This is a genomic window from Halomonas sp. BC04, assembly GCF_000568385.1.
Genome location: NZ_AZQX01000082.1, coordinates 1 through 15,312 on the forward strand (window position 1 = coordinate 1; position 15,312 = coordinate 15,312).

10 protein-coding genes and 4 pseudogenes are annotated in these 15,312 nt (G+C 64.0%); 12 read left to right on the forward strand and 2 right to left on the reverse strand.

Annotated features, from left to right (window positions below; all coding sequences use genetic code 11):
- Positions 1–152: 152 nt before the first annotated feature.
- The 4 genes from Q427_RS06050 to Q427_RS06065 all read left to right on the forward strand — a co-directional run bounded on the left by Q427_RS06050 (position 153) and on the right by Q427_RS06065 (position 4,298).
- Complete coding sequence (locus Q427_RS06050) at positions 153–611, forward strand: hypothetical protein (protein WP_043511972.1); 459 nt, start codon at positions 153–155, stop codon at positions 609–611.
- Position 612: 1 nt separating this feature from the next.
- A complete protein-coding gene (locus Q427_RS06055) occupies positions 613–2,103 on the forward strand; it encodes a tripartite tricarboxylate transporter permease (RefSeq protein WP_043511973.1) in 1,491 nt (496 codons plus the stop codon).
- A 104-nt stretch (positions 2,104–2,207) separates the two neighbouring features.
- Complete coding sequence (locus tag Q427_RS06060) at positions 2,208–3,179, forward strand: tripartite tricarboxylate transporter substrate binding protein (RefSeq protein WP_043511976.1); 972 nt, start codon at positions 2,208–2,210, stop codon at positions 3,177–3,179.
- 147 nt (positions 3,180–3,326) lie between these two features.
- Positions 3,327–4,298, forward strand: a complete 972-nt coding sequence (locus Q427_RS06065) for a Bug family tripartite tricarboxylate transporter substrate binding protein (protein ID WP_043511977.1) — start codon at positions 3,327–3,329, stop codon at positions 4,296–4,298.
- 72 nt (positions 4,299–4,370) lie between these two features.
- Here Q427_RS06065 and Q427_RS06070 read toward each other — a convergent pair whose 3' ends face one another.
- Positions 4,371–4,910, reverse strand: a complete 540-nt coding sequence (locus Q427_RS06070) for a hypothetical protein (protein WP_043511979.1) — start codon at positions 4,908–4,910, stop codon at positions 4,371–4,373.
- 368 nt (positions 4,911–5,278) lie between these two features.
- Between Q427_RS06070 and typA the strand changes: the two are divergent.
- The 7 genes and pseudogenes from typA (at position 5,279) to Q427_RS06105 (ending at position 13,291) form a co-directional block, all read left to right on the forward strand.
- Positions 5,279–7,128 (forward strand): annotated as a pseudogene (gene typA, locus Q427_RS06075) (translational GTPase TypA).
- Between the two features lie 176 nt (positions 7,129–7,304).
- Positions 7,305–7,634, forward strand: coding sequence for a hypothetical protein (locus tag Q427_RS06080; protein ID WP_043511980.1), 330 nt, complete (start codon positions 7,305–7,307; stop codon positions 7,632–7,634).
- 175 nt (positions 7,635–7,809) lie between these two features.
- Positions 7,810–9,254: pseudogene (locus tag Q427_RS06085) on the forward strand (sodium-dependent transporter).
- Between the two features lie 136 nt (positions 9,255–9,390).
- Positions 9,391–10,161: an ABC transporter ATP-binding protein gene (locus Q427_RS06090; RefSeq protein WP_043511982.1), complete on the forward strand. Its 771-nt coding sequence runs from the start codon at positions 9,391–9,393 to the stop codon at positions 10,159–10,161.
- Positions 10,162–10,258: 97 nt separating this feature from the next.
- On the forward strand, positions 10,259–10,963 hold the full coding sequence (locus Q427_RS06095; protein ID WP_043511983.1) for an ABC transporter ATP-binding protein: 705 nt from the start codon (positions 10,259–10,261) through the stop codon (positions 10,961–10,963).
- 24 nt (positions 10,964–10,987) lie between these two features.
- Positions 10,988–11,994 (forward strand): annotated as a pseudogene (locus tag Q427_RS06100) (branched-chain amino acid ABC transporter permease).
- Positions 11,991–13,291, forward strand: a pseudogene (locus tag Q427_RS06105) (branched-chain amino acid ABC transporter permease). The pseudogenes Q427_RS06100 and Q427_RS06105 overlap by 4 nt, the downstream one beginning before the upstream one ends.
- Positions 13,292–13,393: 102 nt before the next feature.
- On the opposite strand, the gene Q427_RS06110 reads toward Q427_RS06105, so the two are convergent.
- Entirely contained in the window at positions 13,394–14,599 is a 1,206-nt protein-coding gene (locus Q427_RS06110) for an ABC transporter substrate-binding protein (protein WP_043511985.1), read from the reverse strand.
- Between the two features lie 321 nt (positions 14,600–14,920).
- Between Q427_RS06110 and Q427_RS06115 the strand changes: the two genes are divergently transcribed.
- The coding region (locus Q427_RS06115; RefSeq protein WP_043511988.1) for a C45 family autoproteolytic acyltransferase/hydolase at positions 14,921–15,312 on the forward strand (392 nt) is incomplete at its 3' end.

A 15,312-nucleotide genomic window follows, 5' to 3' on the forward strand; every position in this document is an offset into this window, starting at 1 on the left:
GTTTGARGGGGCATGCAACAGCAGATAGTGTCGTCGGCTATCCAATTCGTCAGCAAAACAATATGCGGAAGGAAGGGAATTCAAATAAAAGCTCTGTTCAGAGCCTTGGCCGCCCATCCGAACCGTCACCCACACCACAAGACGTAAACGACATGACCGCTATGCCACGCAAGAACTTCTGGTCGGGGATCGGTGTTGCCGCTGTCGCAACCCTCATGCTCGCCTGGATCATCCCGACCTACGGCGGTTCCGGCTTTGCCTTCGGCCTGCCGCCCCAGCTCCTCGCTACCCTGGGTGCCTGGCTGATGCTCGGCTGCGCTGTCCTGCTCACCCTCGTCAGTGCCATTGCGCTCAAGCGCACCGGGGAGCCCTTCATCGCCACCCCCCCCGCCGGCCAGCTCTGGCATCAGCTGTGGCCGTTCCTCTATGTGCTGGGTTTCATCGTGTTGATCGACCGCTTCCCGCTGACCTGGGTCGCCCCCCTGCTGATCGGCGGCCTGCTGCTGCTGCTCGGAGAGCGCCGCTGGTACGTGGTGCTGCTCACCGCCACCATCCCGGCCGCGGGCCTGTATGGCCTGACCGCCCACCTGATGCGCATTGGAGTGGTGTGACATGATCGGTTTCGACGCCATTCTCAACTCCTTCGCGGCGGCCCTGCACTACGAATCCATCGCCATCATCCTCGGTGGCGTGCTGCTCGGCTATGTGGTCGGAGTGATCCCCGGCCTCAACCGGGCCGTGGCCATCGCCATCGCCATTCCGCTGACCTTTTACATGTCCGCCTATGCGGCCATCGCCTTCCTGATCGGCCTGTCCAAGGGCACCGCTGCCGGCAGTGCCGTGTCGGCGATACTGCTCAACACCCCCGGCGAACCCTCCTCGGCGGCCACCTGCCTCGACGGCTACCCCATGGCCAGTTCAGGCAAGCCGCGCAAGGCACTGAAGGTGGGCCTGCTGGCCTCGGTGATCGGCGACCTGCTGGCCACCCTGCTGCTGATTGCCGTGGCCATTCCCTTCGCCTCGGTGGCGCTGAAGTTCGGCCCCTATGAGCTGACCGCCATCCTGATCTTCGCCCTGATCTTCATCGCCGCCATGGCCGGTGGCTCCTTCCTCAAGGGGCTGGCCGCCGGGGGCATGGGGATCATTCTCGGCACCGTGGGCCTCGACCCGGAAACCGGTGGCGCACGCCTGACCTTCGGCTACGCCGAGCTGATGGAGGGCGTGCCGATCCTGCCGCTGGTGATCGGCACCCTGGCCCTGGCCGAGATGTTCGTCCAGCTCGACGAGTATCGCCGCAACAAGGATGCCAGCGTGATCAAGCTGGGCGATAACGCCGATGACGACCTCTCCTACAAGGAGTTCAAGGGCACCCTGCCGACGATCCTCAAGAGCACCGGCGTGGGGGCCTTCGTCGGGGCGCTGCCGGGGCTGGGGCCGTCCGTGGGCGCCTTTATGGCCTATGGCCTGGCCAAGCGCACGGCCAAGGACCCCGACAGCTTCGGCAAGGGCAACCCCAACGGCATCGCCGCCGCCGAGGCGTCGGACAATGCAGTGATCCCGGCCAGCTATATCCCGCTGTTCGGCCTGGGTATCCCCGGCAGCGTCTCGGCTGCCCTGCTGGTGGGCGCCTTCATGATCCACGGCATCCAGGTCGGCCCGCTGATGCTGCGCGATCATCCGGAAATGCTCTTCACGCTCTTCTCGGGGATGATTGTCGCCAGCGTGCTGATGCTGGCGGTGGGCTGGTATGGCCTGCGCATCTTCGCCAAGGTCACCAGCGTGCCGGCACATATCGTGATTTCGGTGGTGATCTTCCTCTGTCTGGCCGGCATCCAGGTCCAGGGCTACGGCACCTTCGGCCTGATCACGGTGTTCGTCTTCGCGATCTTCGGCTACTTCCTCAAGAAGTTCGACTACTCCTTCGTCACCTTCCTGGTCGCCTTCATCGTCACCCCGATGCTGGAGATGAACCTGCGCCAGTCGGTGATCCTGTCGGGCGGTGAGATCAGCATCCTGCTGGAAAGGCCCATCGCCCTGGCTTTCGTCGTCCTGACCGTGCTGATGGTGCTGCACCTGGCTGGAGCAGCTACCGCCGCAGGATGAAGGCGCGATACAAGGCCAAGACCGACACTTGAACCGGTTCATTGATGCAAGACCACGATGTAAAAAACGATGTAAAACAACGATGCAATAAAGAGGGTTACACCATGAAGATGAAGCTGCTCAGTACCGCCATTCTCTCCTCCGCCATGGCCCTCGGTATGGCCGGTGCGGCCCAGGCCGACGAGTTCCCGACCAAGCCGCTCACCCTCGTCGTCGGCTTCGGTGCCGGCGGTAGCACCGACATCCAGGCCCGCGTGCTGGCCAATGTGCTGGAAGACGAGCTGGGCCAGCCGGTCAACGTGGTCAACCAGCCGGGCGCCGGCGGTGGCGTAGCGCTGGCACGCCTGGCCAACAACACCGACGAGGGCTACACCTTCGTCTTCGGCACCTCCATGACCATCACCTTCGGCCCGCTCTCCACCGAGACCACCTACCAGTTGGATGACTTCCGCTACGTGGCCGGCGTGACCCTGGGGCAGTCGGCCATGGTCACCGGCGAGAACCGGGAATTCGGCGATACCTGGGAGGGCCTGATCGAGTATGCCCGCGAGAATCCGGGCACCAGCTACGCCACCCAGACCGCGCTGGATCGCATGATCATCGAGTATATCGCCCAGCAGGAAGGCCTCGACCTGCGTATCGTGCCCACCGCCGGTGGCGCCGGCATGGCGCCGCTGATCCTCTCCGGTGACGTGGATTTCGCCTACAGCGGTGGAACCCACTCCGGCTACGCCGACTCCGGCGAGATGCCGGTGCTGCTGAGCCTGGCCGAGGATCGCCTTGTCGCCTTCCCGGACGCTCCGACCCTGCAGGAAGCCGGCTACGACATCAATGCCGCCGAGATTCGCGTGGTGATGGTGCCCAAGGACGTGCCGGACGCTCACGTGGCCCGACTCGCCGAGGCGCTGGAAGCCGCGACCCAGGACGAGCGCTTCATCGAGATCACCGAGGAACGCATCCTGATGCCGGTGACCTTCATTCCCGAGGAGGAAGTCACCCAGACCCTCGCCGACCAGGTCGAAGGCTACAAGGCCCTGCTGGAAGAGCTCGGCGGCCTGCCGGAAGACGAGGAGTAAATCGCTCAGACGCCAATGGTTTCCGCCGCTCCTACACACAAGGGGCGGCGGCAACGGCGAGCCCAAGGCAGGCCCTAATCGGGCCACCGCTCGCGACACTCCGGCCGTGCTACCCGCAAGGCCACCAAGACACGATGAGGCCCAACAATGAAAATGAAGATTCTGAGCACCGCCATTCTTTCCGCCAGCATGGCCTTTGGCACCGTCGGCCTGGCCCAGGCCGACGAATTCCCGACCGGACCGCTGACCCTCGTCGTCGGCTTCGGTGCCGGCGGCAGTACCGACATCCAGGCCCGTGTGCTGGCCAACGTGCTGGAAGAGGAGCTCGGACAACCGGTCAACGTGGTCAACCAGCCGGGGGCCGGCGGCGCCGTATCTCTGACCCGCCTGATGAATAACCAGGACGAAGGCCATACCTTCGTCTACGCCGGTACCAACGGCACACTCACCTTTGCACCGCACGCCCACGATACCGACTTCACGCTGGATGACTTCCGCTATGTCGCCAGCATCACCACCGTGCAACACGCCATCGTCACCGGCGAAGGCCGTCCTTTCGGCGATAGCTGGGAAGACCTGATCGAGTACGCCCGCGAGAACCCGGGCACCAGCTATGCCACCCAGCACGCCCTGGATCGCCTGGTCATCGAATACATCATGGAGCAGGAAGGCCTCGACCTGCGCATCATCCCCACTTCCGGCGGCGCCGGCATGGCCCCGCTGATCCTGTCGGGCGATGTCGATTTCGGCTACAGCGGCGGCACCCACTCCGGTTACGCCGAAAGCGGCGAGATGCCGGTGCTGCTGGGCATGGATTCCGAGCGCCTGTTCGCCTTCCCGGACGCCCCGACCATCCAGGAAGCCGGCTACGACCTGGACACCTCCGACTTCCGCGTGGTGGTGGTGCCGAAGAACACCCCGGACGCCCATGTCGAGCGCCTTGCCGAGGCCCTCGAGGCCGCCACCCAGGATGAGCGTTTCATCGAGATCACCGAGGAGCGCATCCTGATGCCGGTCCACTTCATGGGTGAAGAGGAGGCCACGGAGATGCTGCATGCCCAGTCGGAAAGCTATCGCCAACTGCTCGAGGACATGGGCGGTGTCCCCGACGACGAGTAACGCCATACTCGAGTCGTACCATCCCGTCCAGCGCCCGCCTCCCGGCGGGCGCTGTCAAAGCCCAGGCCGGCCTCAGGCGCCCTCGATCGAAATTCGAGCCTGGCAGGCCCGCAGTCGCTCGATCAGCTCGGGCAGGGCCTCGTGTTCCAGCTCGGGATCAAACCCCCCGATACGCTCGAACCAGCTGCGAGTCACACAGAAGGTGTCGGTGGGCGAGGTACGATACAACCGGCTCAGTAGCCGCAACAGTAAGCTTTTGCGCTGCACCCGCAAGAGCGCGGCATCCCACTCCTGCTGACCAACATCGCTTAGCGGGTTATCCAGCCATGGATGGAAGCCACGCAGGACTCCTCCGGGAAAGAGCAGCAGTTCGCCCTGGCTGACCGCCACGGCAACGTTGAGCCGCTCCCCCAACGGGCAACGACGACAGGGCACCAGGGTGACGCCGAAGCGGCTGGCCAGCCCGGGCAATCGTTGGTCTCCGGTATCGTCGACCAACAGCAGCTCATGCTTTCCCTCACGGTATCGCGCGTCGGACTTAAGCGCGCTCAAATGACGGGGCAGCTGGGCGCCGGAAGAGCGGGCATCGAATAGAATACTGCTCGCATACATGGGCGGCCGATTCCTTGACGGCAAGCGAAGGGGCGAGCTTGCGGGATGCGGGAAAGAGAAATGTCAATTAACGTATCATTGAGTGTATAAAAGAAACGAAAGGTATACAGGCTGGTTTTCATCGCACCTTCGTGTCAATTCGATCCACCTCGGAACAGCAGGATAGGCAGGATGGCCTCAGTCCTGAAGCGGCAGTAGCCCCCACTGCAAGCCGAGACGCGTCTACCACAACAGGACGATGGCTGAGGTTCTGCTATTCCCTTTCCCTCCTAGTCTGTACAATGCGCCTCCACTCTCCCTACCCCCGCGCCTAGGGTACTTTCTTGATATGTGTACATAGGTGCGTAGATGATGACGAGCCACAACCTATGAGCACAGCTGTTCCCTCTCAGATCGAGAGCCTTCGCAATATCGCTATTATTGCCCACGTCGACCACGGCAAGACCACTCTGGTCGACAAGCTTCTCAGCCAGTCCGGCACGCTGGACCGCAAGGCCGAAGGGCAGGAGCGCGTCATGGACTCCAACGACCAGGAAAAGGAACGCGGCATCACCATCCTGGCCAAGAACACCGCGATTCGCTGGCAGGCCCCAGATGCCGACCAGGTCTACCACATCAACATCGTCGACACCCCGGGACACGCCGACTTTGGTGGCGAGGTCGAGCGCGTGATGTCCATGGTCGACTCGGTGCTGCTGCTGGTGGACGCCGTCGACGGCCCCATGCCCCAGACACGCTTCGTGACCCAGAAGGCTTTCGCCCAGGGCCTGAAGCCGATCGTGGTGGTCAACAAGATCGACCGCCCCGGCGCGCGCCCCGACTGGGTCATCGACCAGATCTTCGACCTGTTCGACAACCTCGGCGCCAGCGATGAGCAGCTTGACTTCCCGATCATCTACTGCTCGGCGCTCAACGGTATCGCCGGCCTGGACCCGGAAGAGCTGGCCGACGACATGACGCCGATGCTGCAGTCCATCGTCGACATCGTCGAGCCGCCCAAGGTCGAGCTCGATGGCCCATTCCAGATGCAGATCTCGGCCCTCGACTACAACAGCTATGTCGGCGTCATCGGCCTTGGCCGCATCAAGCGCGGCTCGGTGAAACCCAATCAGCAGATCACCGTAATCAGCACCGACGGCACCACCCGCAAGGGCAAGATCGGCCAGGTGATGACCCACATGGGCCTCGAGCGGGTGCAGACCGAGCAGGCCGATGCAGGCGATATCGTCTGCATCACCGGCATCGACAACCTGTCCATCTCCGACACCCTATGCGACCAGGCCACCGTCGAGGCCCTGCCGCCGCTGTCGGTGGACGAGCCCACGGTCTCCATGACCTTCCAGGTCAACGACTCGCCCTTTGCCGGCCGTGACGGCAAGTACGTCACCAGCCGCAACATCAAGGAGCGTCTCGAGCAGGAGCTGATCCACAACGTGGCGCTGCGCGTCGAGCCGGGGGAGACCCCCGAGAAGTTCAAGGTCTCCGGCCGCGGCGAACTGCATCTCTCGGTGCTGATCGAGACCATGCGCCGCGAAGGCTTCGAGCTGGCGGTTGGCCGCCCCGAGGTGATCATCAAGGAGGTCGACGGCGTCAAGCAGGAGCCGTACGAGGAGGTGATCATCGACTGCGAGGAGCAGCACCAGGGCGCCATCATGGAAGAGCTCGGCTACCGCAAGGGCGAGCTGACCAACATGAACCCCGACGGCAAGGGCCGTGTACGCCTGGACTTCATGATTCCGGCCCGCGGCCTGATCGGCTTCCGCGGCCAGTTCCTGACCCTGACCTCGGGCACCGGCATCCTCACCAGCCGCTTCGACCACTACGGCCCGCTGAAGCCCGACGCCTCCATCGAGCGGCGCAACGGCGTGCTGGTCTCCATGGTCGACGGCAAGGCGCTGGCCTATGCCTCTATGCCCTGCAGGAGCGCGGCAAGCTGATCATCGACCACGCCACCGAGGTCTACGAGGGCATGCTGGTCGGCATCAACAACCGCGCCAGCGACATGGTGGTCAACCCCACCAAGGGCAAAAAGCTGGACAACATGCGCTCCACGGGTAACGACGAGAACATCGTCCTGACCCCGCCGGTGAAGTTCTCGCTGGAGCAGGCCATCGAGTTCCTCGACTCCGACGAGCTGGTTGAGATCACGCCCAACCACATTCGCCTGCGCAAGAAGTTCCTCAAGGAAAACGAGCGCAAGCGCGCCAGCAAGAGCTGAGGGTCAGGTAGCGTTCGGCACGCCAGCGCTATCGATCGTGCCGACAGCCGAATAACACATGCCACGTGTATCGAGACGCCCGCCCATTCGGTGGGCGTCTCGCCGATGGGCTATCCATCCCCCCATCGCAGCAACTACCCTTGACGTGACGGAGTGACTCACGGAAGGAGAGCAAGATGCACAGACACGTGGAGTGGGACGACCCCGGAAGCGACAGCGTAGTGCGCCACTTCGAGCAGGATCCCATCGGACGCTCCGACCCCGGGCCCGGCGGCATCCTCTCGGCCCGCTACCAGGGGCTGGTGGTACGTATCCGGGTCGATGCCTATGTCGATGGCACCAGCATCGGCGAGGTGGTGGCACTGATCGACCCCGCCACCGGAGAAAGACGCAAGCTGGCAGGCAAGCTGGCCAAGGGCGACATCGTGCGGCTGCCGGATGCAAGTCGTGCCTTCGAGCCCACCGGCGGCGACAAGGACGAGGAGGATGACGAGGACCACACATGATCGCCGGCCCCCGTCACCATTCACCCCCAACGCAACCTTAACGCTTGACCACTGGCCAGAACGCCGGGTTCTGTCGCAAAGTGTACGCGCCGTCGGGCTCCCATCCACCGGTGCGGAGACCGACGGCAACCCATAGACGGCCCACAAGGCCTTGACCCGACCCTGCGGAATCACAATGAGCACGCACAACGTCTGGACACACAAGGGCACCTTCCTGCTGGCCGCAGTCGGCTCTGCGGTGGGACTCGGCAATCTATGGCGTTTCCCCTACCTGACCGGCGAAAACGGCGGCGGCGCGTTCATCCTCGTTTATGCCCTCACCATCTTCGCCGTGGGCATCCCCATCCTGATCGGCGAGACCATGCTCGGCCGGGCCAGCCGACGCAGCCCGATCATGGGCATGCGCCACCTGACCAGGACGCACAACACCTCCCGCGCCTGGGAGTCCATCGGTTGGCTGGGTGCGGCCTCGGCCTTCCTGATACTGAGTTTCTATTCGGTCATCGCCGGCTGGGCGATCCACTATACCGGGCTGATGTTCACCGGCAGCCTTGCCGGTGCCGACGCCGCTATCATCGGCAGGAGCTTCGACAACCTGCTGGCCAACCCGGCGTTGCTGACCCTCTACCACACCCTGTTCATCATCGCCTCGGGGCTGATCGTCGGCCTGGGTATCCACAGGGGGCTCGAGAACAGCCTGCGTATCCTGATGCCGTCGCTGTTCGTCATCCTGCTGGTGGTGCTCGGCTACGGCGTGGCCAACGGTGACTTCGGCGCAGCGGTCGGCTTCCTGTTTACCTTCGATATCGGCGCCCTGAGCCTCGAAGGCTGGCTACAGGCGATGGGGCAGTCGTTCTTCACCTTGAGCCTCGGCATGGGGGCGATCATGGCCTACGGCGCCTACATGTCCAGCGAGGTCTCGCTGACCCGCACCGCCTTTGCCATCGCCATCGTCGATACCGCCGTGGCCATGATTGCCGGCCTCGCCATCTTCTCACTGGTATTCGGTGCCGGCCTCGATGCCGCCGCCGGCCCCGGGCTGATGTTCGTGTCATTGCCGCTGGCCTTCGCCGAAATGCCGTTCGGCGCCCTGGTGGGCGGGGTCTTCTTCATCCTGGTGCTGGGCGCGGCGATCAGCTCCTCGATCTCGTTGATCGAGCCGGTGGCCGCCTTTCTGGTGGAGCGCTTCGACCTGACCCGCCCCCAGGCGGTCTTCGGCATGGTGACGGCCAGCTGGGCCCTGGGCCTGCTGACGGTGGTGAGCTTCAACATCTGGGCCGAAGGGACGATCTTCCATGCCCTGTTCGGCCGCAGCGCCTTCGACTTCATCGAGCTGCTGACCAATATCTTCATGCCCCTGGGTGGGCTGCTGATCGCCCTGTTCGCCGGCTGGGCATTGACCCACTCCGAGGTCATGAAGGAGATGCGTACCAGCGAGACCTGGTTCTCTATCTGGCGCTTCCTGGTGCGCTTCGTGGCACCGGCGGCAGTGGCCTTCGTCTTCATGCGCAGTATCCCGCAGATCGAGGGTTACCTGATTCCCACCGTGGGCGCCTGGTGATCGTCGGTGCCTTTGCCGCCGGCCGCACCTTCCTGGTGGACAAGAGCCAGGAGCTGTAACGCAGGCAGCCGCCGTCCGGGCGTGGCGGCAGGACAATCCAGAGTGTCATCGGCAGGTGCCATCGGGCACCGCGGGGCACCATAACAAGACTCCGGGGTTCCATCGGCTTCCGGAAAGACACTGGGCGGAACCAACATGTCAGCCATTATCGACGTCAGACACGTCAACAAGGCCTTTGGTGGCCTGAAGGTCATCAATGACTGCTCCATCCAGGTGGAGGAGGGCTCCATCACCGGACTGATCGGCCCCAACGGTGCCGGCAAATCCACCCTGTTCAACATCATTGCCGGCGCCCTGCCGCTGGATAGCGGACAGGTCCTGCTCGACGGCGAGGACATCACCAATCGTCCTGCCAACGAACTGTTCCACAAGGGGCTGCTGCGCACCTTCCAGATCGCCCATGAGTTCTCCCAGATGACCGCGCTGGAGAACCTGATGATGGTGCCACCGGACCAGGCCGGCGAAAGTCTCTTCAGCGCCTGGTTGAAGCCGGGCATGGTGCGCAGCCAGGAGTCCGAGGTACGCCGCCGCGCCTTGGAGGTGATCGACTTCATCGGCCTGCGCCACGTGCGCAACGAGCTGGCCGGCAACCTCTCCGGCGGCCAGAAAAAGCTCCTCGAGCTGGGCCGCACCATGATGACCGACGCCCGGGTGGTGCTGCTCGACGAGATCGCCGCCGGGGTCAACCGCACCCTGCTGGGCGACCTGGTCAGCAACATCGAGAGACTCAACCGCGAGATGGGTTACACCTTCCTGGTCATCGAGCACGACATGGACATGATCGCCCGGCTGTGCAACCCGGTGATCGTGCTGGCCCAGGGCAGCGTCATGGTCGAAGGCACGATCCAGGAAATCCAGAACAACCCGCAGGTGATCGAGGCCTACTTTGGCGCCAACGTCGCCTGAGGGGCACCGATGACGCCTGAACCACTGCCCGACCCGCCTGGGTTACAAGAAGACGGGTTACAAGAAGAACAGTAACGACTAGCGCAGAGAATCCAAGATGCCACTACTCGAAGCACGCGACGTGCATGGCGGCTACGGCGGCATGAACATCCTCAACGGGGTGAACATGGCCATTGAAGCCGACGAGATCGGTGTGATCGTCGGCCCCAACGGCGCCGGCAAGTCGACCATGCTCAAGGCCATATTCGGCCTGCTCACCGTCAACCAGGGCGAGATCCTGCTGCGCGGCGAGCCGATCCATAACCTGCCGCCCAACAAGCTGGTCCAGAAGGGCATGGGGTTCATACCCCAGGAGAAGAACGTCTTCCCCAGCCTCACGGTGAAGGAAAACCTGGAGATGGGGGCCTTCCTCAAGCCGAACAACGTCAAGCGCATGCTCGACAAGGTCTACGGCTTCTTCCCGCCCCTTTATGAAAAGCGTCATCAGCCCGCCGGCGAGCTCTCCGGCGGCCAGCGCCAGATGGTGGCCATGGGCCGTGCACTGATGGCTGAGCCCGACGTCCTCTTGCTCGACGAGCCCACCGCCGGCCTCTCCCCGCTCTACATGAACGAGATCTTCGAACGGGTGAAGGAGATCAACGCCGCGGGCGTCGGCATCCTGATGGTGGAGCAGAACGCCAAGCAGGCGCTCGCCATCGCCGACAAGGGTTTCGTGCTGGCCGCCGGCCAGAACCGTTTCACTGATACCGGTGCAGCACTGCTAGCCGACCCGGACGTCGCCAAGAGCTTTCTCGGCGGCTAATATCCGGACCTGGAGAATAATGACGTGAATGAACTGGTCTTCTTCATCAACAACGTGGTGATTGCCGGCAGCGTGACCGGCTCGATCTACGCCATTGGCGCTATCGGCGTGACGCTGGTCTTCAGTATCATGCGCTTCGCCCACTTCGCCCACGCCGACATGATGACCTTCGGTGCCTTCATGGTGCTGCTGCTGACCATGGCTTTCCCGGGCGCCGGCGCCGTGGTCGGCCTGCCCACCGCGGTGGTCATGCTGCCACTGGCCATGGCGCTTACCGCACTGCTGGCCGTGGGTATCGACAAGGCGTTCTACAAGCCGCTGCGGGCTCATGGCGTCAAGCCCATCGTCATAGTGATCGGCTCGCTGGGCGTGACCCTGATGCTGCAGGGGCTGATCCGCCTGTTCGCCGGCACCAGCGCCCAGAGCCTCTATATCGCCGAGCGCAAGGAAATCTACCGGCTGGAGCTGCCCTTCGAGCTGGCCACGCGCCCGATCATCGTCACCGAGCCGCAGGTCATTCTCTTCGTGCTGACCATCGCCTGCGTGGTGGGGCTGCACCTGTTCCTTAACCGCTCACGCCTGGGCAAGGCCATGCGAGCCATGTCCGACAACCCGGACCTCGCCCAGCGTCGGGAATCAACATCAACACCATCGTGGCGGTGACCTGGGTGATCGTCGGCGGCCTGGCGGCCATTGCCGGCACCCTGCTGTCGCTGGACGTCACCTTCAAGCCCGACCTCAGCTTCTTCCTGCTGCTGCCGATCTTCGCCGCGGCCATCGTCGGCGGCGTTGGCCACCCCTACGGCGCCATTGCCGGCGGCTTCGTGGTGGGCTTCGCCGAGACCCTGGCGGTATTCAACTGGACGGTCATGTTGCGCCCCATCGCCCACCATTTCCCCGACTGGCTGGAGTTGCCACGCAACCTCGCCTTCGTCGGCACCGAATACAAGATAGTGGTGCCCTTCTTCATCCTGGTGGCCATCCTGGTGTGGCGCCCCACCGGCATCTTCAAGGGTAAGGTGATCACATGACTACGCAACGTTCCGACACCGTAGCGGCTCAGCCGCGCTTCCCGGTCCGTGAAGTCGTGCTGTTCGGCGCACTTCTGGTAGCGATCCTCGGCGTCTACCTGGTCATGGGCACCGCCTACAGCACCCGCATGCTGGTAGAGGCCGCCTGTTATGCCATCCTGGCCCTGGGTCTCACCATCCAGTGGGGCTATGCCGGCCAGTTCAACGCCGGCGTCATGGGCTTCGTCGCCATCGGCGGCTTCTCCGCGATGTTTTTCAGCGTACCGGTCAACGACGCCTTCTGGGGCACCGAGCTACCCGGCGAGCTGGGGCGCGTACTGCTCTATCTGGTGGCCTCCATCGTGCTGGTGATCGGCGCCTCCCGCCTCGATCGCCTGGGCGTGCCGAAGAAACTGCGCACGGTGATCGCCGTGATCCTGGGAGTGGTGCTCTACCTGGTCGTCATCAGCATGCTGCGCGGGGTCACCAGCGAGATCCAGTCCCGCGCCGGTTTCGTCGGCGGGCTGGGCCTGCCGGCCTGGACCGGCTGGATCGTCGGCGGCGCCTGGCGGGCGGCATCGGCTATTACATCGGGCGTATCTGCCTGGGCCTGCGCAGCGATTATCTGGCCATCGCCACCCTGGGCATCGCGAGATCATCAAGGCTTTCCTGAAGAATTCCGACTGGCTGACCCGCGGCACTGCTACCGTCTCGCCGCTGCCCTGGCCCACCCCGGGACCGGCCGAACTGGGATTCACCCTCGCTCGCGCGATCTACCTGTCGGTCACAGCCGCCATGATCGCGGTGATCTTCTTCCTGCTGCACCGCGCCTACCATGCCCCCTGGGGCCGCATGATCCGCGCCATCCGCGACAACGAGGTTTCCGCCGCGGCCATGGGCAAGGACATCAACAAGCGTCGCCTGGAGATCTTCGTGCTGGGCTGCATCCTGATGGGTGTCGGCGGCGGCGCACTGGCCTCGTTCAACAGGCCTGTTCGACCCCCAGGGCTACCTGCCGCTGAACCACACCTTCCTGGTGCTGGTGATGGTGATCCTCGGGGGCCCCGGCAACAACCTGGGCACCATCTTTGGCGCCGTGGCGGTCTACATCATCTGGCTGATGTCCGAGCCGCTGGCGCTGTTCCTGATGAACCTGGCGGTGATGTTCGGTGAAGGCGTGTTCGGCTGGGATCCCCCCGCCAACCTCTCCAGTCGGGCTCTGCAGGCCCGGGTGCTGGTGATCGGCCTGTTGATCACCCTGGTGCTACGCTTCGCCCCGCAGGGGTTGTTGCCAGAAAAGGTCAAGCATCACGGATAGGCTTTGCCGAAAGCCTGCATTGACCGATAGAAAAGCCCCGGCGGAAACATCCCGCCGGGGCTTTTAGGTTGCTGCTTGCTAGCGGATCAAATGTCTAGCGGATCAGAGGTCGACCTGCCCCTTGCTGACGAAGGCGCCGTCTTCCACCACCATCTCGACCACGACGCCGGGCACGTCACCCGTCTCATCGAACTCATGACGGCCGGAGGCACCCTCATAGTTGATCTCGGTGCCGGCGGCAATCAGCTCCACGGCCTTCTCCCACTCGCCGGGCAGGATCACTTCACCGGGCTCGCTGGAGACGCTACGCAGCGCCGCGGAGAGACCCTCGCGCTCGGCGGTACCGTTTTGCTCGATGGCCAGCGCCAGCAGGAAGGCGGCGTCGTAGGCCTGGGCGGCGAAGACCGCACTGGGGTCGAAGCCGGCTTCCTCGGCTGCCTGGTTGAAGAGCTCGGTACCCGGCAGGTCCGGGCTACCCGGGCGAGTGGCGATCATGCCCTCGAGCACGTCGGCACCCACCGCCTCGACCAACCTGTCACCCACCATGCCGTCGGCGCCGGCGTACTGGGTAAACATGCCGCTCTCGTAGGCCTGGCGCAGCACGGTCTGGCCGGAGCCATCGGCATAGGCCAGCACCACCAGTGTCTCGGCACCGCTGCCGGAGAGGGAGCCCAGCTCGGAACGGTAATCGGCGCGACCATCCTCGTGGGCCAGGTTCTCGGCGACGAAGCCGCCACCGGCCTCGAAGGCCTCGACGAAGGCGTCGGCCAGGCCGCGACCGTAGTCGTTGTTGACGAAGGTCACCGCGACCTCATCGAAGCCCTTGTCGAGCATCAGCTTGGCCAGGATCTCGCCCTGGAAGGCATCGGACGGTACGGTACGGAAGACCAGGTCGTTGTCATCCAGCTCGGAGACCGCCGGTGCCGTGGAGGCCGGCGACACCATCACCACGCCGCCGGGGATAGCGGCATTATTGGCCGCCGCGATGGTCGCCCCGGTACACAGCGCCCCCACGATGGCCGTGACCTCTTCTGTATTGACCATGCGGTCTGCCGCATTGGAGGCCGCCGAGGCATCGCTGCAGGTGGTATCTGCGCTGGGCATCACCAGGGTCTGGCCGCCCAGGATACCGCCCTGCTCATTGATCTGCTGGACCGCCAGCTGCGCACCATCGAAGATCGGCGGTGTCAGGCTCTCGATCGGACCCGTGAAACCGCCGAGGAAACCGACTTTCACTTCTGCCTGCGCCGCACCGACGAATGCCAGGCTGGATGCTGCAACGGCCATCGCCAAAACGCGTTTTTTCATGGTTGTTCTTCTCACTCTGGTTGCGAAAAAAGTGCACCCCTTAAATCTGGAAGCATTGGCGCAAAAACACAAGCCCCACAGCCAACGTTAGCGAAGCGAAATGTTGCCCCAACTCCCTGATCAGAAGGACGAATCACCGCCGTGGCGGTAGTGCACAATTCAACGCTGGCGGCATCTATCCCCCCAGGGTGCCTATACTGATGGATCCGAAGCATCCCCACCCGACAGGAGCCATTCCATGCGGCCCGCAATTCCATTCCTCCCGGCCAACGACTTCCTGCGCCGAGTCGGCCTCGGCCGGGGCCAGTTCGAGGAGACACCATGACCCCGCCTACCCACGCCCTGCCCGTGACCCAGCTCTCCGGCAGCCGGCATCACATCGGCAATGCCCATGGCCGCATTCACTCGCGTCTCATCCAGCACAGCCTGACGGTCTATGCCCAGCTGTTCCACGACTTCGTCGGCATCAGCTGGGCGCAGGCCCGCCAGGAAGCCGTGCGCTTCCAGGCCATGATCGAACGGGGCTTCCCCGCCATACTCGAGGAGATGGAGGGCATTGCCGACGGCGCCGGGGTCGACTTCGCCGATATCCTCACCCTCAACTGCCGCAGCGAGATCGCCCTGACCCGCGCCAGTGGCGGCTGCTCGGCGTTCTCGTTGCAGCGCCACGGCCGCCAGTGGCTGGCCCAGAACTGGGACTGGCGCACCGACCA